The organism is Hydrogenophaga sp. (assembly GCF_965657535.1).
Lineage (GTDB): Bacteria > Pseudomonadota > Gammaproteobacteria > Burkholderiales > Burkholderiaceae_C > Hydrogenophaga.
Genome location: NZ_CBFHOP010000005.1, coordinates 1 through 17789, shown reverse-complemented (window position 1 = coordinate 17789; position 17789 = coordinate 1). Strand labels below are relative to the sequence as shown.

Sequence of the window (17789 nt, the reverse complement as noted above, 5' to 3'; positions counted from 1 at the left end):
GGTCACATCACCGCACGTTCTGTGCCAACCCGTCGACCCCAGCGCGAAGCCACCAATTCGTCGATGCGGCGCTCCGCGCGGCGCGCCTCAGCCAGCCGCTCAACCTGCTGCGCCTTCTGCCACAAACGCTGCAAACCGTCGGCGCGGTGGCGCGCCTGTGCCAGCGTCTGGCGCGCTGCTTCACAGCGCTGCTCCTGCTCGCGAACGCGCGCCTGTTGCTCTGAAGCGGTCCCGTGCAAGCGCTGGCCAAACGCCAAGGCATCGGTCGAAAAGCCCGCCCCACCGGCACCGCCGCCAGGGCTCAACGCGGCCATCCGGTACTCGGTCCCAAAGGACTGCAGCTGGTGCGCAATCTGCTGCACCCGCTCCAGCTGGCGCAGCGCAGCGCTCAGCTGAGCGGCTGCACGGTCTTCGTCCCGCTGCGCCAAGGCGCGCAAGGTCTCCAGGGTGCTGTTCTGCATGTCAAGCTCCTATGTTCATCACGCCGTCCAGCGCCACCAGCTGCGCCAGCGCCTGCACCCGGTCCACCGTCTCGTCGGGCGACTGCTGGAGATAGGCCTGCAAGCTCGGCCAGCTGCGCAAAGCGGCATCGAGTTCGGGATCGCTCCCCGGGCTGTAAGCGCCCATGGCCACCAGGTCGCGGCTGCGCAGGTAGCGGCCAAACAGGCGCTTCACCTGGCGGGCCCGCGCGACCTGGGCGGCGTCGGCCACACGCGGCATCACGCGCGAGATCGAACGCTCAACATCGATCGCCGGGTAGTGCCCCGATTCGGCCAACTCCCGCGAGAGAAATATGTGACCGTCGAGCACCCCGCGCGCCGTGTCGGCCACCGGGTCGTTGCCGTCATCCCCCTCCAGCAACACGGTGTAGAACGCCGTCACCGAAGCCTTGGGATCGGCGTTGTTGCCCACCCGCTCCACCAGCTCGGGCACACACTGAAACACGCTGGGCGGGTAGCCGCGCGACACCGGTGGCTCCCCCAGGCCCAGCGCAATCTCGCGCTGCGCCATGGCAAAGCGCGTGAGCGAATCCATGATCAGCACCACGTTGCGTCCCTGGTCGCGAAACCAGGTCGCCACATCAGTGGCAAACCAGGCCCCACGCACGCGGGCCAGGGGCGAAGAATCCGCCGTCGCCACCACCACCACCGAGCGCTTCAGGGTCTCGGGGCCGAGAATGTCCTCACAAAATTCGCGCACCTCCCGGCCACGCTCACCAATCAGGCCCACCACCACCACATCGGCCTCGCAGCGCCGGGCCAACATGCCCAGCAGCACGCTCTTGCCCACACCGGTGCCCGCAAAAATGCCAATGCGCTGCCCCCGACCAATGGTCAACAGCCCGTTGATGGCCCGCACCCCAACGTCCAGCGGCGCGTGTATCTGCGTGCGCTGCAACGGATTGAGGCGCCCGCCGCCCTGCCCGGGCAGGTCGGTCAAAGCCACCGGCAAATTGTCCAGCGGACGGCCAAAACCATCCACGATGCGCCCCAGCAGCGAAGCCCCGATGGGCAGCGCCCGGCGGCGCTCGATCAGCTCAAAACCCAGCCCCGCATCGGCGGGTGTGCCCGCCGGGTACACCAGCGCGCCCGGGCCCACGCCGGCATCGGCATCAATCGCCATCAGCTGGGTAATACCGTGGTCAAACGACACACAACAGGCCTCGATAGTGCGGCCATCGCCGGTGCGCACCAGCGCCATCTGGTCAATCGCCAGCGGCAAGCCCTCCACCTCCAGGATCAGCCCATTGATGCGCACCAACCGGCCGCAGCGCACCGACGTGGGCGCCACCGTCAGCCGGCGCAGCGCCATTCCCAAGCGGTTGCGCGCCCGCTGGGCCGCTGTGGACAAACCGCTCACGGCTGCAGCGGCAGGCCCAGGGCCGACCGCACCAAGGCTTCGCGTGCGGCCGGGCCAATGTCCAGCCGTGTGCCCCCCACCTCCACGTAAGCCCGCCCGGGGGGCAGGTCGGCGTCGATCACGATCGCGTGGCCAAACGGCAGACGAAAGTCGTCCAGCATCTCGGTCCACGTCGCCTCGTCGGCTGGCCCCAGGCGCAGCAGCAGGCGTTCGCCCGGCATCGGCAGGTGCATCAAAGCTTCCTGCACCGCCTGCACAAACGCCGCGCGCTCATAGCGCTGGTTGCCGCTCAGGCGCTGCGCAATCAGCAGCGCCAGGTCCACCACCGGCTCGGCAATGGCATCGGGCAAGCCGCGTATGTCGTCCAGCGTGTTTTGCAGCGAACTGGTCAGGTTGCTCAGCTTGGGCTGCGCCTGCAGAAAAGCCTCGCGGTGGCCTTCGGCGCGACCATCCACCAAGCCCTGCGCCAGCCCCTGGGCGTGGCCCTCGGCAAGACCGGCGGCCAGGCCCTCGGCATGCCCTTGCTCGCGCGCCAGCCGAAACACCTCCTCGACCTCGGCCGGGTCCAGCTGGGGAACGGGTGGTGGTGCAGGCGGCGCCGGGTCAAACGACCGCGGCTGCCAGAGTCGGGAAGGGTTGTTCACAATGTCTTTTTCTCCGTTGCAACGTCAGCGTGCAGCTCACAAGAAGGCATCGGCCTGCTTGTTGCGCTCCATCACGATCAGGCCCTCGGCGTGCAACGTGCGACCGGTGCGCAGAATGTCTTTCTGCGCCTCCTCCACCTCTTGCACCTTCACCGGCCCCTTGGTGCTCAAGTCGTCGCGCACCACCTCGGCCGCACGGCGGGCCATGTTCTTGAACAGCTTCTCGCGCAAACGCGGGCTCGCGCCCTTCAGGGCCACCACCAGCTGAGGCTGGGCAATCTCCAGCAACAGCGTCTGCAGCGAGCGGTCATCCACCTCAATCAAATCTTCAAACGTGAACATCATTTCGATGATGCGATCGGCCAGATCGGCGTCGTAACCCCGGATCGTGTCCAACGCCATCTGGTCCACCCCACCCGAGAGGAAGTTGAGGATGTCCGCCGTCGGCGCCACGCCACCCACCTTGCTGCGCTGCTGCACATCGTCTCCGCCCACCACGCGTGCCATCACATCGTTGAGCTCTTTGAGCGCAGCGGGCTGTACCTTTTCCAGCAGCGCCACGCGCAGCAAAATCTCGTTGCGTGTCTCGTCGGGAAACAGCCGCGACACCGCCGAAGCCTGGGCCGGCTCCAGAAACACAAACACCGTCGCAATGATCTGCGGGTGCTCGTTCTTGATCACCTCGTACAACACGTCGGACTCCATGCGCGTGAGCGTCTCAATGCCCGACATGTCAATGGCAGACTCCAGGCGCCCCAGCAAGTCCGCGGCCCCCTCCATGCCCAGCGCCTTGTTGAGCATGTTTTCCATGAACGAGTCGGTGTCAAAGGCCACCTGGGCGTTGTCGGCGGTGACCTGCTTGAATTCGCGCAACACCTCCAGCACCAAGTCGCGGCTGAGCGCGCGCACCGCCGCCATGCGCCCGCTCAGGCGCTGCACTTCATAGGGGCTGAGCTGCCGCAGCACGTCGGCGGCCGCTTCAGCGCCCACCGCCAGCAGCACCACTGCCGCCTTGGCCGAACTGTCCAGGTCCTCCACGCTCGTGATCGACCCCTTCGAAGCACGCACCCCGGCGGTGAGTGCCGCCGCCATCGACAGCTGCTGCCCGCCGGCGGCCGGTGCGTTGCTGCTCACTTCATCGGCCATGCACCACCTCCAAGCCCGTTGTCAACCCCGCTGCGCCAGCGCGCAGGGCCTGTTGTGTCCGCCCCGTCAGCCCGGCGCTCATGACTTCCCCTCGGGCTTGTCGGCCAGCCATTCCTTGAACACCGAGGCCACCACGCGGGGGTCCTTGGTTACGTACTCTTTGGCATAAAGCATCAGATCCTCGTACTCACGCTGTTTCTCCTGGTCCTGGCGCAAGCGGTCGTCTTCCTGGCGCCGGCGCTCCTCTTCCAGCCGCGCCCGATCGGCTTCCTCGCGCAGCCGCCGCTCTTCGTCTTCCACCTGTCGGCGCTCCTTGTCGAGCTCAATCTCGCGCCGGCGGCGCTCACGCGCCTGGGGCAGCAGCGCAGCCAGCTCCACGCGGGTTTTCTCATCCATCTCCTCCTCCAGCTGCTGCGCCTCGTCCACCGGCTTGGGCGGCGGTGGAAACAACATGGGCCGCACCACGCTGAAAAACACAATCCCCAGCAAACCCAGCAGCAAGGCCAGCTTGAAGCCCTCCTTGGCCATTTCAATGAAGCCGCCGTCCTGCCACAGCGGCGTGTCCGCCACCGGCTCCACGTTGAACGGGAAATTGGCCACGCTCACCGAATCGCCGCGCTGGGCGTTGAAGCCCATCGCATCGCGCACGGTCTGGTTGATCTGTCGAATCTCGTCCGGGGTGTAGGGCCCAGGCAAGGGCTTGCCCGCCGCGTCGGTGCCGCTGCGGTAGTTCACCATCACCGCTGCCGACACCCGCTTGATCTGGCCCCGCCCCTGCTTGGTGGTTTGTATCGAGCGGTCCACCTCGTAATTGGTGGTGGCCTCACGCCGGGTGGTGTTGCTGGTCTGCAGCGCCGTCGAATCGGCCTCGGCCGGCGCGTCCTCTTCGCCTTGCTGCGTCGGTGGATCGGACTCCAGCGGCGTGCTCACCGGCTGCGGGGGCTGGTTGCTCAGCGCCCCCGGAATGCCGCCCGCCGTGAGCGTAGGCGCCTCCGATTCAAGCGTTCGCTCGCTGCGAATCGCGCTTTTTTCAGGCGACGAATTGGGGCGAAACGTCTCCTCCGTCCGGTCCACCACGCTGAAATCCATGTCCACCGTCACCTGCGCGCGCACGTTGTTGCGCCCCGTCACCGGCTCCACGATGGCGGCAATGCGCTTGGCGATCGACGCCTCCACCTCCGCCACATACTTGAGCTGCGCCACATCCAGACCCAGCTCACCGACCCGGCTCGCCTGAGGCGCCAACAAATTGCCCTCGCCATCCATCACCGTCACCGACTGCGCACTCATCATCGGCACCGACGAACTCACCAAATTGGTCATCGCAATGACCTGCATCTCGTCCAGAAAACGGCCCGGGTGCAAGTCCAGCACCACCGAGGCCGTGGGTCGCTGCGCATCGCGGCTGAACGCCGAAACTTTCGGAATCGCCAGGTGCACCCGCGCCATGTGCACCTGCGACAACGACTGGATCGTCTTCGCCAACTCGCCTTCCAGGCCCCGCTGGTAGTTGATCTGCTCGACAAACTGGCTGGTACCCAGCTTCTGGTTTTCCAGCAACTCAAAGCCCACCGACCCGGCCTTGGGCAAGCCCTGACCCGCCAGCCGCAAGCGCGTTTCATGCACCTGCGTGCCCGGCACCAGGATCGCGCCGCCCCCTTCCGTAAAGCGGTAAGGCACGTTTTGTTGTTGCAGCGCCGCAATGATCGCGGCCCCATCGCGCTCACTCACGTTTGAAAACAGCACGCGGTAATCGTCCTGGGTGCGGCCGGCCAGCATCACCGACAAAACAATCGCCAGCAGCAGCACCACGGCCGAACCCAACAACAGCCTTTGCACCAGGCTCAAGGCCAGCACGCGCGCTTTCATGACCAACAACCGCTGAGAAAGGCTGTTGGCCGACTGGGCCGACGAGGGGTTGGGCTTTCGGGGTTCACTCAGACTGAGCGTGGTTCCCACGTCAGACGGATCGCGCTTGATCGCGTCACTCATTTTTAGGCATTCCTTGCAACTTTTGTCAGATCATACAACCTTAAAAAAGATATAGCGTTTTTGCGTTTCTTAATGTTCTAGACATAGAATCGCCAAAATTGAATGTCGACGAAAGCTCCGCCTTGAACCCAACTGCGCTCCAGCTCGCGACCCCGCCTTCCGACGTGGAACACGCGTGGCCAACCGCGTGCGAGCCCACGCCAGACGGCGACGTCTCGCTGCGCCACGTGGTGGACAAGTTGCGCCGCGACCTGGCCCACACCAAGGCCTGCCACGCCGACGAACAGCAGCGCCGCCTGCGCTCGGAACAGGGCGCTGAAGCCTTGATGGCCCAAGTGCCCTTTGGCTTGGTCACGCTCAGCCGCACCCGGGTCATCGGCTTCAACACCGCTGCGGCCGCCCTGCTGCCCCATTTGCGCCAGGCGCAAACGTTTTCATTGCCGGCCGATTGGCAGCGCCAAGGCAACAGCGACCGCTACACCGCCGGCCGAAGCGCCGAAGCCCGCGTCATCCAGGTCGACTGGCTGCACGCGCCCAACCTGGACACCCAGTGGGTGCGCCTGGAAGACATCACCGCCGCCTGCAGCGAGCGCGACACCCTGGAACGCCAGGCCCGCCTGGCCTCCATGGGCCGCCTCACCGCCGAGCTCGCCCACCAGCTGCGCACCCCCCTGTGCACCGCCACGCTCTATGCCAGCATGCTGGCCGACGAGGTGGAAGACGGCATCGACCGGCCCCTGATCACCCGCCGCCTGGTGCACCAGCTCGGCCAGCTCGACGCCCTCATCGTGCGCATGCTCGCCTTTGTGAAATCGCGCCCCCGGCCGCACGAGGTCTGCGCCATCGAGCCGCTGCTGCAAGCCCAACTCGACATCATTGCCCCGCTGCTGGGGCTGCGCGGCGTGCAACTGGCGCTGCGCTGTGACGCCGCCAACTGCCTGGTCGCAGTGGACCAGCTGCAAATGGGGTCGGCCCTGATGGCCCTGCTGGAAAACGCTCTGCAACATGCCCCCGCGGGCAGCACCCTCAGCGTCAGCTGCCAGGCGCTCGGGCACCGGGTCGACATCGTCGTCGCCGACCAGGGCCCCGGGGTCTCCGCAGCCATGTTGCCCCGCCTGTTTGAGCCCTTTGCCACCGAACGGCCCAGCGGCACCGGCCTTGGTCTGGCGCTCGCCCGCGCAGCGGCTGAAGCCCACGGTGGGCGCCTGGCCTACCACCACGCGGTGCCCCAAGGCGCCGCCTTTGTGCTCACCCTACCGGCCTTGCCCCAGGTCTGAGCGCCACATGTCCAGCACACCACGCCTCCTGTTGGTTGAAGACGACAACGATCTGCGGCTCGCCCTGGAAGCGGCCCTGCGGCGCGCCCACTACCAAGTCACCGCCGTCGCATCGGCCGAAGCAGCGCTGCAATGGCTGCAACACGCCCAGACCGACCTGGTGGTGTCCGACTTCCGTTTGCCCGGCATGGACGGCATGGCGCTCTTGCAAGACCTGCGCGAACGCAACGCCTACCTGCCCGTGGTGCTCATGACCGCCCATGCCGACGCCATGCTCGCCATCCAGGCCCTCAAGGCCGGCGCGCGCGACCTGTTGCTCAAACCCTTTCGGGCCGACCAACTGCTGGAAGTCGTGAACCGCCTCACACCGGCCACACAGACCCCACACGCCAACCCGCCCGACAGCGGGCTGCTGGCCTGCGACCCGCTCATGCAAGTGGTGGTGTCGCGCGCCGAACGCGGTGCCCGCGCCAACGCCAGCGTGCTGCTTTCAGGCGAGTCCGGCACGGGCAAAGAAGTCATGGCCCGCCACATACACCTGTGCTCGCCACGTGCGCAGCAGGCTTTTGTGGCCCTCAACTGCGCCGCCATCACCGAAACCTTGCTCGAATCCACCCTCTTTGGGCATGAAAAAGGCGCCTTCACCGGTGCCGTGCGGCAGCAAGCGGGCACCTTCGAGCGGGCCAACGGCGGCACCCTGTTCCTGGACGAAATCGGGGAAATGCCGGTCGAAACGCAAGCCAAACTGCTGCGCGTGTTGCAGGAACGCACGGTCGAGCGCGTCGGCGGACAGCGCAGCATCCCGGTCGACATCCGGCTCATCGCCGCCACCAACCGCAACCTGCTCCAGGCCGTGACGCAGGGCCGCTTTCGCGAAGACCTGTATTACCGGCTGGCCGTCTTCCCCATCGAACTCCCCGCGCTGCGCGACCGGCCTGGCGACGTCGTGCCCCTGGCACACCGTTTTGTACAACGCTACACGGCCAGTTTTGGCCTGCAGCCCACCAGCCTGTCCAGCGCGGCCGAAGCGGCCCTGCTCTCGCACAGCTGGCCTGGCAACGTGCGCGAACTCGAAAACACCATTCAGCGAGCCCTGCTGCTGGTGGACCAAGGCCAGCTAGAGCCCGTCCACCTCGAACTGCCGCTGCCGCCCGATAGCCCAACCGCCGCCCAGCACCCGCTCGATCTGGGCGCCCACCCCGAGCCTACCGTCGGAGCCTTGCCGCCAGCGGCCTGCCACGACCCCGAGGAAGCCGCCCCACGACCCGCGAGCGCCACGCAGCGCCCCGCCAACGTGCGCGATGTGGAGCGCGAACACATCCTGTCCGTGCTAGAACGGGTGCAGGGCAACCGCCGAGAAGCCATCGCCATTCTGGGCATTTCCGAACGCGCCCTGCGCTACAAGCTCAAGGCCTACCGAGACCAAGGCGTCTGGTCAGGTGCCGAACCGACCGCCCCACGCCACTTCAGCAGCGCCCCATCATGAACCTGAACACCGTCGAATCCATCCTCAACCGCATGGAAGCGCTGCAACGCGCATCGCGGGGAGAAGCCAGCACCAGCGCCGCCCCCGCCACCACGGGCGGTGTCGACTTCGCCGCCATGCTGCGCGACGCGGTGCGGGGCGTCAATGCCCAGCAAAACACCGCCCAAGCCCAGGCCCAAGCCTTCCAGACCGGCGACCGCAGCATGTCCATCGAACAGGTCATGATCTCCATGCAGCAGGCCTCCCTGTCGTTCCAGGGCATCGTGGCCGTGCGCAACAAGCTGCTCGAAGCCTACCGGGAAATCAGCAGCCTGCAGGTCTGACAAAGGCACCGGCGCCGCCCAAACGCGACAACCCCATCAACCGCGCACAGGAATCCCATGGCACAGCACCCATCCTCCCAAAGCCAGCCCGTGGTGCGCTACGTACCGCCCGGTGCGGCACAGCCCGTCAGCGCCCGCATCACCGACTTTCACCGCAACCTGGACGGCTCCGAATCGGTCACCCTGCGCACCCTGGGCGGCAACCAAGCCACCCACCACCTCACGCTGGCTGAGCTCAAAAACTGCCGCACCGACGGCGGCTGAACGCACGGCGCCGCGCGACAGCGCCAACCACCCTCAATTCGCCCATTTTTTAAGCACCGCCTGCGATCCCAAGCGGGCCGTGGCTTTCACGACTTTTCAGCCCACTTATCCACAGCCTAAGGCACAGTCTGTGGGGGTAAAGGCAAGCCTTGTCCACCGCGCGCCTCGGCTTGGCGTTCGTCCACGCTGTAGGCCCACACCAGCACCTGGGCCACCACCGCGTACAGCTCGGGTGGCACCACGTGGTTGAGCTCCAGTTTCATCAGCAGCTGCATCAGCTCGGGCGCCGTGTTCAGGGGCACGCCGGCGGCCTGCGCGCGCTCGATCAGCGCCTGGGCCAAAAAGCCCTCGCCTTTGGCCACCACGCGGGGCGCCAGGGCATTGGCCTCGTAGCGCAGGGCCACGGCTTGCCGGTGGTGCGGGGGGCTGGTGCTCATGGGGTGCGCTCGCGGGTTCAGGTGGGGCCGGTGGCGGGCGCCTGCAGCGCCAGGTCCACCGGCGGGTCGGCCAGCGGGGCCAGTGCGGTGTGCAGGTCGGCCAGTGCCGCCTCGAAGGGTGCGGTGTGGGCCGGGCTGGGCAACAGCCGCACGGTCATTTTGCCGGCCACCTGCTGTGCCAGCACCACCAGCGGGCCGGTGGCGGGCAATTGCAGCTCCAGCCGCAAGGCGGTGCCGGGCAGCAAATGCCCGGGCTGAGCGGGGTCTTCTTGCCACACGTCTTCGCGCTGCAACTGCAGCGGCACACCCGGCGTCAGCTCGCCGCGCCACTGCAGTTGCCCGTGCAGCAGCAGCTGCAAGGCCTGCTGCGCGCGCTCGGCAGGCTGAGCCAAGGGGGTGGGCAGGGCCAGCGGTGGGGCCTCGGCCGCCGCCGCAGACGGCAGCGGCGAAGCCAGCGCCCCTGCAACACCGGGTGCACCAAGTAAAGCGGGTGCAGCGGGGACGCCCTGCGCACCGGGCGCCGGCAGCCCGTTGCCTGCCTGGGCCATGGGCAACGGCCCCGGGGCGGTGGCTTGCGCGCCAGCGGGCGCGGGGTTTGGGGCGCTCTTGCCGCCCCAGGGGCTTTGCGCCAGCGCGGCCAGCGCTGCGGGCGTGCGGGGGTTGGCTGCAAACAAAGGCGACTGCCCCAGCGCCTCGCGCAAGCGCAGCAGCGCGGTGGCGGGTTCGTCGGCCACGGGCTGGCCGGCTTGGGGCCAGTTCACCACCGGGGGGGCGCCCTCCCCGCCGTCGGCCACGCCCAGCGCTTGCAGCAGCTGCAGCAGCTGGGTGAGCTGCGGCGCCACGGCGGCGGCGCGGCTGTTGAAAGCCGGCAGCGCCGGCAACACCTCTTGCGCGGCCGCACCCGCCGCACCGCCAGCGCCGGCCACAGCGCCCCGGGCCAGCTCGGCTTTCACGCGGGCGGCGTCGGCCGCGTCGGCATTCACCGGCAGCGCGGCGGCGCGGGGGTTTTGCGGGTCCACCGGCTGCAGCGGCTGCACGGCGGCCACCGCCTGGGTAGCCGCCACGGCCGGCGCCGGGCCTGTGCGCGAAGGCCCCGGGTCAACCCCACCTGGCGGCAACACGGGAAACATGCCGCCTCAGCCCCGGGCTGCGCCGCTCAACACGCCACCGCCCTCATGAAGCCAGCACCCGGCCCGAAGCCGCGTCTTGGCGAATGTGCACCCAGCCCTCGCGCAGCTCACCCAGCAAACCCGCCACCTCCCGAAGGGCCATCACGTCGCGCCGCAGGTTGGCTTGCAGCAGGCGGCGCACGCAATAGGCGTACACCCGGCCCAGGTTCACCGCCACGTCGCCGCCGCGCTCGTGGTCCAGCGCGGCCACCAGGCCTTGCTCGATCAGGTCCACCACCTGTTGCACCAGCTCGCCCAGCTCGGCGCGCTGGTTAGCGGCTATGGCCGCTTCGGCCATGAGCAGTTTGTCGGCAATGCGGTCGTACACCAGGATCACCAGCTCAATCGGCTCCCGGCCGGTCACGGCTCCCACGTTGTTCACACTCTGGTAACGGGCTCGGGCGCGGCTCAGCATCGGGCGTCTCCAAATTCAAAAAGGACAAGGGGGTTGCTGCGGGTTATTTGGCTTCGTTTTGCGCCTTGATCGAGTCCAGCGCACCCTCCAGCGCGCTGCTGGTTTGCTGCATGCCGGTGAGCATGGCGTCGAGCCGGGCGTATTGCGCGGTGTAGCGCGCCTGCTTGGAAGCCAGGCGCCCGCTCAGCGTGTCGCGCTGGTCGTTCAAGGCGTCCACCATGCTCTGGCCGCTGGTGCGCCCGCTGGCCAGCATGCCACCGGTCAACACCGAACTGCGCACAAAGGCCAGCAGGCTCTGGGTGCCTTCGGCCGGGCGCACGCTGGTGCCGTTGGCCAAAATGGTGCCCAGCGTGCCTTCGAGCGCGGTGTTCAGCGCGGCGCTGTCCACCTTCAGCGTGCCGTCGGCGGCGGTGGTGATGCCGGCGTTGTAAAAGCGCACGTTGTTGCCAGCGGCGTCGTTGAAGCCGCCGTCGATCATGCTGCGCACCTGGGCCATGAAGCTGTGCAGGGTTTGGTCGCCCGCCAGCGGGCCGCGCAGGGCCGCGTCGGCGTTGCTGCGGGTGAGTGACTTGTACAGCGTGTAGGCCTCGTTGTAGGCCGTCACCACCGCGTTCACCGACGTGGCGGCGTTGGCGTTGCTCGTGCTCACGCCCACGCTGGCGCTGGAGGCGCTGTCCCAGTCGGCCGCGCTCACCGGCTGGTTCAGCGTCAGCGTGACGCCGGGCAAGATGTTGCTGAACGTGTTGCTGGAGCGGGTGTACTCAATACCGTTCACGCGCACCGCCGCGTCGGCAGCGGTTTGCGGCGTGCTGGTGGTGGTGCCCGTCAGCACACCCGCCGTGCCGCCCTCGGGCGTGAAGTCGGTGCTGAAAGCCTGGGCCGCGCCCACGCTGTTGCCGGTGAGCAGCAGGCTGTAGCCGGTGTCGCTTTGCTGCACCACGGCCGCCGTCACACCGGCGTCGCTGGCGTTGATGGCGGCAGCCAGCTCGGTCAACGTCATACCGGCCGTCACCGCCACCGGGGTTACCGCGCTGGTGGCCGTGTTGGTGATGTTGAAAGCACCGGCTTCGGTGCTCACGCTGTCCGTGGCCGAGCCAAAACCGCTCACCAGCGTTTGCTGCGCGGTGGCGCTTTGTTTTACCTGCACCGCCAGCGTGGCGGCCTGCGCGCTGGTGGTGGCGGCCACCGTCACCAGCGCGCTGTTGCTCGACGTGGTGGTGCGCGCGGTGAAGCTGCTGGCCGTGCCCAGGGTGTCCAGCGCGCTTTGCAGCGCGCTGGCCTTGGCCATGAAGCTGCCCAGCGCCGACACCTTGGTGTTCACCGCGCTGATGCGCGTGTCAATTTTCGTCAGCGCCAGGTTTTCCACCTGCATCAGGCCGCTGACGATGCTCACGACGTCCAGCACGCTGGTGCCGGTGGCTGCAATGGTGGCCATGGAAAGCTCGCTTTCAACAATTCAAAGACCGGGCACCCAGCGGGCACCCGCGTCACACACACCCACGCCCAGGGGCTGTGGTTTCTTGGCCGCCAAGCGGCTCAGGCGCGCTGGTTCACCAGCATGCTCTGCATGTAATCAATGGCGCGCGCAATGCGCAGCGTTTCTTCGGCAGGCAGCTGGCGCACCACCTCGCCGTTTTCGGGGTTCAGCACGCGCAACACGTTGTCGCCGGTGCTGGGGTCGACGCTGAAGTCCAGCGAGCGGCCCACCGACTTCACAAACGACTCAATATGCCGCGCCGCCTGCACCACCGCTTCGCGGCTGGGCTTGGCCACCTCGTCGGCGGTCACGATCATCGTCGGTGGCGGCTTGGCGCCCACCGGCTCGCTGGGCACCGAAACGCCTTCGGCGGCGCGTTCGCCCCGGCTGGGCAAGGTACCGGCCGACTGCAACAGCGGCGCCGGCACGGAAGCAAGGTTCACAGACGACATAAGAAGTCTCCAATCTCAACAACAAAGGCCGGGGTGCCAGGCACCCCGGCCACAGGCCACCAGCCCCAACGGCCAGCAGCCCCTTACCTCACGTCAAACCATCACTTCAGCAGCGACAGCACGGCGTTTGGCATCTGGTTGGCTTGCGCCAGCATGGCCGTGGCGGCTTGCTGCATCACCTGGTTTTTCGATAGTGCGGCGGTTTCGGCAGCGTAGTCGGTGTCCATGATGCGGCTCATCGAAGCGGTCAGGTTCTCCGACTGGGCCTGCAAGTTGGCGATGTTGCTGTCCAGGCGGTTGCTCATGGCGCCCAGGTCGGAACGGTAGCCGGCGATGGTGTCGATGGCATCGTCGATCAGGGTCGTCAGATCACCGAAGTCTGCGGCATCGACCGCCGAGTCGATGTCGGCACTCAGCGTGCCGAAGGCGGAATTGGTCAACGACACATCCTTGAAGTAGGTGCCGAGGTCCAGGGTATCGCTAACATCGGTGCCGACTTGGAAGTACAGGTTGCTGCCGCCCGTGGTGGTGGTCACCGCCAGAGAACCGGTGACATCGCCGGTGGCGCTGGTGTTCGTCAACACCAGGCCGCTGCCGCTCACAGATGCGCTCACGCCACTCAGCAAACCATCGGATACTGCGCTGTTGATGGCCGCTGCCAGGGTCGTCCCGGTCTTGTCGCTACTGAGGGTATAGGTCTGAGTGGAGCCACCCGACACCTGGAACGACAGCACCGTGCCCGCGGCGTAGGCAGTCGACGCCGTACCGCCGAAGTTGACATTGCCTGCAGCCACGCTCACGTCTGCCACACCATCGGTGGAGGTCGCCGCCGTGGTCGTGAATTCGCTCTTGTCGACATAAGAGGCGGTCAGCGTCGACGTGCTGCCCGTGCTGTTGCTAGTCAGCACCAGACGGCCTTCGACGTCCTTGGACGCTGTGGCACCCGCTGCAAACGTACTGTCCGCGTTCAGCTCAGTGACCACCTCGTCGATCGTGGCCGTGGTGAGCTCATAAGACACATCGGCAGCGCCATCAATGGAATACTTGATCACGTCGCCAATGGCCAGGGTGGTGGTGGCGTCGTCGATCACCGCGGTGCCGCTGGTGGCCGTCTGTGCCGCCACATGGTAGGTAGCCGTTCCCTGGGTGGTCGAGGTGCTGGACGTGGAGGACAGGTCGCCGTTCAGCAGGTTTGTGTCGTTGAACGTAGTGCGGGTCGCAACCTGGCCGATCTCGTCGCGCAGCGCAGCCAGTTCGGCCTGGATGTAGCCGCGCTGGACGTCGTCTAGGGAGTCGTTGTTGCCCTGTGTAGCCAACTCACGCATGCGCTGCAACATGCTGGAGACTTCCTGCATGCCACCTTCAGCGGTGGATACCATGGAGATGGCGTCGTTGGCGTTGCGGGCCGCCACGTTGGCGCCGGTGATCTGCGATTGCAGCTTTTGCGAAATGCCCAGGCCGGCAGCGTCGTCTTTGGCGCTGTTGATGCGCAGGCCCGACGACAGGCGCTGGACCGAGGTGGTCAGGTCGGTTTGCGAGGTGGCCAGGTTGCGCTGGGCAACCAGGGAAGCGTTGTTGGTATTGATAACGGATGCCATGGAGTGCTCCAAGTGGGTTGAGGGAGTGGGGCGGCCTGCACATTCAGAACACCCACCTTCTGATTGACGGCGCTGGGCGGCGAAGTGTTTAGCGGCGCGCCGCAAAAAATTAAAAAATATTTAGCTGTGCACCGCTGAACCCCACCCACGCCGCTGGCCGCTCGCCCCCTCCCCGCAGCGGCTCAACGCCCAACACCCACTGCCCGCCGGGCAGCGGTGCACGGCGCCCCAACAAAACCTGCCACGCCCTGCAGGACGCCTGCAGGCGCCCTGCCCACCCCGCACTGGCTGACACGCCGGGCGCTGGGCGCAAGCCGACCAACGGACCAACCAACTCAACCCGACTATACTGGCGCATCGGTTTATGTATTTTTAACATTTTAGTGACTGAATCACCGGTGAAAGTGCTCCGCTGGCGCGCTGGGCCCGCCGCTGAGCCGCCTGGACACACCCCAACCCGACACGCATGGCCACTTCTCGCCTGGGCGCTTTGCGCCTGAACCTGCCACTGGCCTCATCGGCAGCGCCTGTTTTGGTGCTGATGGTGCTGGGCATGATGCTGCTGCCGCTGCCGCCGCTGGCGCTGGACTTGCTGTTCACCTTCAACATTGGGGTGTCGATGCTGGTGCTGCTCTCGGCCATGAGCATGCGCAGCTTCAAAGACTTTGTGGCCTTTCCCACCATTTTGTTGATGACGACGCTGCTGCGGCTGTCGCTCAACGTGGCCTCGACCCGGGTGGTGTTGATGGACGGGCACACCGGCACGGGCGCCGCTGGGCATGTGATCGAGTCGTTTGCCGAGTTTCTGGTGGGCGGCAGCTACGCGGTGGGCGTGGTGGTGTTTTTGATTCTGACGATCATCAACTTTGTGGTGATCACCAAGGGCGCGGGCCGGGTGGCCGAGGTGGCGGCCCGCTTTGCGCTGGACGCGATGCCGGGCAAGCAGATGGCGATTGACGCGGACTTGAACACCGGGGCCATTCGCGAAGAGGAGGCACGCAAGCGCCGGGCCGAGGTGGGCCAGGAGGCGGACTTTTTTGGCTCGATGGACGGTGCCTCGAAGTTTGTGCGCGGCGACGCGGTGGTGGGCATTTTGATTTTGCTGATCAACCTGATTGGCGGGGTGGCGGTGGGCATGCTGCAGCACGGCATGGACTTTAGCGCGGCCATGCAGACCTATGCCACGCTGGCGGTGGGCGATGGCTTGGTGGCCCAGGTACCGGCGCTGATCATTTCCACGGCGGCCGGTATTGTGGTGACGCGGGTGAGCACCGACCAGGACTTTTCATCGCAGCTGAGCGGCCAGCTGGCGGGCGGTGGCCAGTCTTTTTACATGGTGGGCGCCATTTTGTTTTTGATGGGCGTGATTCCTGGCATGCCGCACATGGCGTTTCTGGGTTTTGGCGTGCTGTTTGGCGGGCTGGGCTGGGTGATTTCGCAGCGCAAGGCGGTGGCCGACGCCAGCGCGGCGGCGGCCCTGGCCAAGCCGGCAGCGGCCAGCGGCGAGGTGGACTGGAACGATGTGCCGGTGATTGAGCCGCTGTGCCTGGAGCTGCCCTACCGGCTGATTTCGTTGGTGGATGCGGGTGACGAGAGCGACCTGATCAAGCGCATACGGGCGATTCGCAAGAAGTTTGTGGGCGAGGTGGGGTTTTTGATTCCGTCGGTGCACATACGGGACAACCTGCAGCTACCGGCCGAGGTGTACCGGTTTTTGCTGTACGGGGCCGAGGTGGCGCGCGGCCAGGTGCTGCCCGACCGCTTGCTGGCCATTGAGCCGCCGGGCCAGCACACGCCGGTAGAAGGCATTGCGGTGCGCGACCCGACCTACGGCATGCCGGCGCTGTGGATCACACGCGAGCGCCGTGCCGCGGCCATGACGGCGGGCTACACGGTGGTGGAGCCGGCGGTGGTGATCACGACCCACCTGGACCAGCTGATTGCGCAGTACGCGCACGAGCTGCTGGGCCGCCAGGAAACGCACGAACTGATTGACCATTTCAAGACGCGTTTTCCAAAGCTGGTGGAAGAAACCATACCGAAGCTGGTGCAGCCGGCGCAGCTGCAGCGGGTGATGCAGCTGCTGCTGGAAGAAGGGGTGACGGTGCGCGACCTGCGCACGGTGCTGGAGGTGACGGCCGAGCAGCTGGCCCGCAACGCGCAGCCGGTGGACATTGTGGCGCCGCTGCGCCAGGCGCTGCGGCGCCAGATTGTGCAAGACGTGTTTGGCGATGCGGCGGAATACCGGGTGGCGGGGGTGCAGCCAGAGTTTGAACGGCTGATTGACCAGTCGGTGGGCGAAGCGGCGGTGGCGCCCGACGGCGCGCTCGAACCCAACCTGGTGCGGCGTTTTCTGGAAGAAGCCGGCGCTGCGGTGGACGAACTGGAAACGCTGGGCCATGCCCCGGTGCTGGTGTGTGGGCTGCGCGCGCGGCTCACGCTTTCGCGCCTGCTGCGCCGGGTGCGGCCGCAAGCGGTGGTGCTGGCCCTTTCAGAGCTGCCGCCCACGGCCAAGCTGCAGTTTCAGCGCGTGATTTGCCAACGCTGAGGAAACCCACCCATGCCCTGCCCTGATACACCTTGCCTGCGGCTGGCCCACCACGCTGGTGGCGTGCCGGTGCTGCAGGCGCTTTTTCAACCCGCCCCTTTACCGCCCTGCACATGAGCGCTCAACGATTTCAGGCACCGACCACCATCGAGGCGTTGCGGCGCATCAAGGCCGAACTGGGCCCCGACGCAGTGGTGCTGTCCAGCAACGACGTGACCAACGGCGTGGAGATTGTGGCCATCGCGGCGGCCGATTTGGTGTCGCTGGCACCGCCTCGCCCGGCAGAGCCACCGAGCCCGCCAGCCAGCACCGGCATGAGCCAGCGCTGGGCCAACCGCCTGGCCGAGGACGCTGCAGCCACCGCAGCCACCGCATCCGCCGCGCCGCCGTTTGCGGGCAACGCCATCAGCCAGGCCACGGCGCTGCGCGCTTCGCGCGACCTGCCCCCGCGCGACGAAGCCGAGCTGAATGCGCTGTACGACCTGCGCATGCCGCAGCCGCCTGCACCGGCACCTGCGCCTACACCTGCAACTGCGGGCCGCAACGGCATGGCCCGGCACACCCCGCATGCTGCAGCGCGCCCCGAGCCGGGCTTTGCCAGCTGGCGCGGCGGCTTGGCCGCAGCGCCCGCCCCCAGCGCCGCCCATACGGGCGCGCTGGGCCAGGCGCTGCGCATGGCCCAGCCTTCCCCGCCCACCCCA

Annotated in this window: 16 protein-coding genes and 1 pseudogene; 6 read left to right on the top strand and 11 right to left on the bottom strand. The window is 67.0% G+C overall.

Going from position 1 to position 17789, the window contains the following annotated elements; genetic code table 11:
* Positions 1-2 precede the first annotated feature (2 nt).
* From fliJ to fliF, 5 genes are all read right to left on the bottom strand, one after another.
* Complete coding sequence (fliJ, locus tag ACTG4K_RS09970) at positions 3-461, bottom strand: flagellar export protein FliJ (protein WP_439114055.1); 459 nt, start codon at positions 459-461, stop codon at positions 3-5.
* A 1-nt stretch (position 462) separates the two neighbouring features.
* Positions 463-1860, bottom strand: coding sequence for a FliI/YscN family ATPase (locus ACTG4K_RS09965; RefSeq protein WP_439114054.1), 1398 nt, complete (start codon positions 1858-1860; stop codon positions 463-465).
* The gene (locus tag ACTG4K_RS09960) at positions 1857-2504 is read right to left on the bottom strand and encodes a FliH/SctL family protein (protein WP_439114053.1); all 648 of its coding nucleotides are present in this window, start codon (positions 2502-2504) and stop codon (positions 1857-1859) included. Before ACTG4K_RS09960 ends, ACTG4K_RS09965 begins: the two co-directional genes overlap by 4 nt.
* A gap of 36 nt (positions 2505-2540) precedes the next feature.
* Positions 2541-3650 (bottom strand): flagellar motor switch protein FliG, encoded by a 1110-nt coding sequence (gene fliG / locus ACTG4K_RS09955; RefSeq protein ID WP_439114052.1) that lies wholly within the window; start codon positions 3648-3650, stop codon positions 2541-2543.
* A gap of 78 nt (positions 3651-3728) precedes the next feature.
* Complete coding sequence (gene fliF, locus ACTG4K_RS09950; RefSeq protein ID WP_439114051.1) at positions 3729-5642, bottom strand: flagellar basal-body MS-ring/collar protein FliF; 1914 nt, start codon at positions 5640-5642, stop codon at positions 3729-3731.
* 122 nt (positions 5643-5764) lie between these two features.
* Between fliF and ACTG4K_RS09945 the strand changes: the two genes are divergently transcribed.
* Genes ACTG4K_RS09945 through ACTG4K_RS09930 form a run of 4 tightly spaced genes read left to right on the top strand, consistent with a single transcriptional unit; the run spans position 5765 to position 8992 of the window.
* Positions 5765-6919: a sensor histidine kinase gene (locus ACTG4K_RS09945; RefSeq protein WP_439114050.1), complete on the top strand. Its 1155-nt coding sequence runs from the start codon at positions 5765-5767 to the stop codon at positions 6917-6919.
* 7 nt (positions 6920-6926) lie between these two features.
* The gene (locus tag ACTG4K_RS09940; RefSeq protein WP_439114049.1) at positions 6927-8405 is read left to right on the top strand and encodes a sigma-54-dependent transcriptional regulator; all 1479 of its coding nucleotides are present in this window, start codon (positions 6927-6929) and stop codon (positions 8403-8405) included.
* Positions 8402-8728, top strand: a complete 327-nt coding sequence (fliE, locus tag ACTG4K_RS09935; RefSeq protein ID WP_439114048.1) for a flagellar hook-basal body complex protein FliE — start codon at positions 8402-8404, stop codon at positions 8726-8728. The genes ACTG4K_RS09940 and fliE overlap by 4 nt, the downstream gene beginning before the upstream one ends.
* Positions 8729-8785: 57 nt before the next feature.
* On the top strand, positions 8786-8992 hold the full coding sequence (locus ACTG4K_RS09930) for a hypothetical protein (protein WP_439114047.1): 207 nt from the start codon (positions 8786-8788) through the stop codon (positions 8990-8992).
* A gap of 116 nt (positions 8993-9108) precedes the next feature.
* Here ACTG4K_RS09930 and ACTG4K_RS09925 read toward each other — a convergent pair whose 3' ends face one another.
* The 6 genes from ACTG4K_RS09925 to ACTG4K_RS09900 form a co-directional block, all read right to left on the bottom strand.
* The gene (locus ACTG4K_RS09925) at positions 9109-9429 is read right to left on the bottom strand and encodes an EscU/YscU/HrcU family type III secretion system export apparatus switch protein (protein WP_439114046.1); all 321 of its coding nucleotides are present in this window, start codon (positions 9427-9429) and stop codon (positions 9109-9111) included.
* A 17-nt stretch (positions 9430-9446) separates the two neighbouring features.
* The gene (locus ACTG4K_RS09920; protein ID WP_439114045.1) at positions 9447-10559 is read right to left on the bottom strand and encodes a hypothetical protein; all 1113 of its coding nucleotides are present in this window, start codon (positions 10557-10559) and stop codon (positions 9447-9449) included.
* Positions 10560-10602: 43 nt separating this feature from the next.
* Positions 10603-11013, bottom strand: a complete 411-nt coding sequence (gene fliS / locus ACTG4K_RS09915) for a flagellar export chaperone FliS (protein ID WP_439114044.1) — start codon at positions 11011-11013, stop codon at positions 10603-10605.
* Positions 11014-11056: 43 nt separating this feature from the next.
* On the bottom strand, positions 11057-12448 hold the full coding sequence (gene fliD / locus ACTG4K_RS09910; RefSeq protein WP_439114043.1) for a flagellar filament capping protein FliD: 1392 nt from the start codon (positions 12446-12448) through the stop codon (positions 11057-11059).
* Positions 12449-12549: 101 nt separating this feature from the next.
* Positions 12550-12942 carry a flagellar protein FlaG gene (locus ACTG4K_RS09905; protein ID WP_439114042.1) on the bottom strand — a complete coding sequence of 131 codons (393 nt, stop codon included), beginning with the start codon at positions 12940-12942 and terminating at the stop codon, positions 12550-12552.
* 101 nt (positions 12943-13043) lie between these two features.
* Positions 13044-14540, bottom strand: coding sequence for a flagellin N-terminal helical domain-containing protein (locus ACTG4K_RS09900; RefSeq protein ID WP_439114041.1), 1497 nt, complete (start codon positions 14538-14540; stop codon positions 13044-13046).
* A 466-nt stretch (positions 14541-15006) separates the two neighbouring features.
* Here ACTG4K_RS09900 and flhA point away from each other — a divergent pair, with 466 nt between their 5' ends.
* Both flhA and ACTG4K_RS09890 read left to right on the top strand, forming a co-directional pair.
* A complete protein-coding gene (gene flhA / locus ACTG4K_RS09895; RefSeq protein ID WP_439114040.1) occupies positions 15007-17088 on the top strand; it encodes a flagellar biosynthesis protein FlhA in 2082 nt (693 codons plus the stop codon).
* 113 nt (positions 17089-17201) lie between these two features.
* Positions 17202-17789 (top strand): annotated as a pseudogene (locus ACTG4K_RS09890) (hypothetical protein); the annotation flags it as partial.

Excerpts from the sequence above, each read along its gene's own strand:
- fliJ (WP_439114055.1), bottom strand. The coding sequence starts at position 461 with ATGCAGAACAGCACCCTGGAGACCTTGCGCGCCTTGGCGCAGCGGGAC.
- fliG (WP_439114052.1), bottom strand. The coding sequence starts at position 3,650 with ATGGCCGATGAAGTGAGCAGCAACGCACCGGCCGCCGGCGGGCAGCAG.
- fliF (WP_439114051.1), bottom strand. The coding sequence starts at position 5,642 with ATGAGTGACGCGATCAAGCGCGATCCGTCTGACGTGGGAACCACGCTC.
- ACTG4K_RS09940 (WP_439114049.1), top strand. The coding sequence starts at position 6,927 with ATGTCCAGCACACCACGCCTCCTGTTGGTTGAAGACGACAACGATCTG.
- fliE (WP_439114048.1), top strand. The coding sequence starts at position 8,402 with ATGAACCTGAACACCGTCGAATCCATCCTCAACCGCATGGAAGCGCTG.
- ACTG4K_RS09930 (WP_439114047.1), top strand. The coding sequence starts at position 8,786 with ATGGCACAGCACCCATCCTCCCAAAGCCAGCCCGTGGTGCGCTACGTA.
- ACTG4K_RS09925 (WP_439114046.1), bottom strand. The coding sequence starts at position 9,429 with ATGAGCACCAGCCCCCCGCACCACCGGCAAGCCGTGGCCCTGCGCTAC.
- ACTG4K_RS09920 (WP_439114045.1), bottom strand. The coding sequence starts at position 10,559 with ATGTTTCCCGTGTTGCCGCCAGGTGGGGTTGACCCGGGGCCTTCGCGC.
- fliS (WP_439114044.1), bottom strand. The coding sequence starts at position 11,013 with ATGCTGAGCCGCGCCCGAGCCCGTTACCAGAGTGTGAACAACGTGGGA.
- fliD (WP_439114043.1), bottom strand. The coding sequence starts at position 12,448 with ATGGCCACCATTGCAGCCACCGGCACCAGCGTGCTGGACGTCGTGAGC.
- ACTG4K_RS09905 (WP_439114042.1), bottom strand. The coding sequence starts at position 12,942 with ATGTCGTCTGTGAACCTTGCTTCCGTGCCGGCGCCGCTGTTGCAGTCG.
- ACTG4K_RS09900 (WP_439114041.1), bottom strand. The coding sequence starts at position 14,540 with ATGGCATCCGTTATCAATACCAACAACGCTTCCCTGGTTGCCCAGCGC.
- flhA (WP_439114040.1), top strand. The coding sequence starts at position 15,007 with ATGGCCACTTCTCGCCTGGGCGCTTTGCGCCTGAACCTGCCACTGGCC.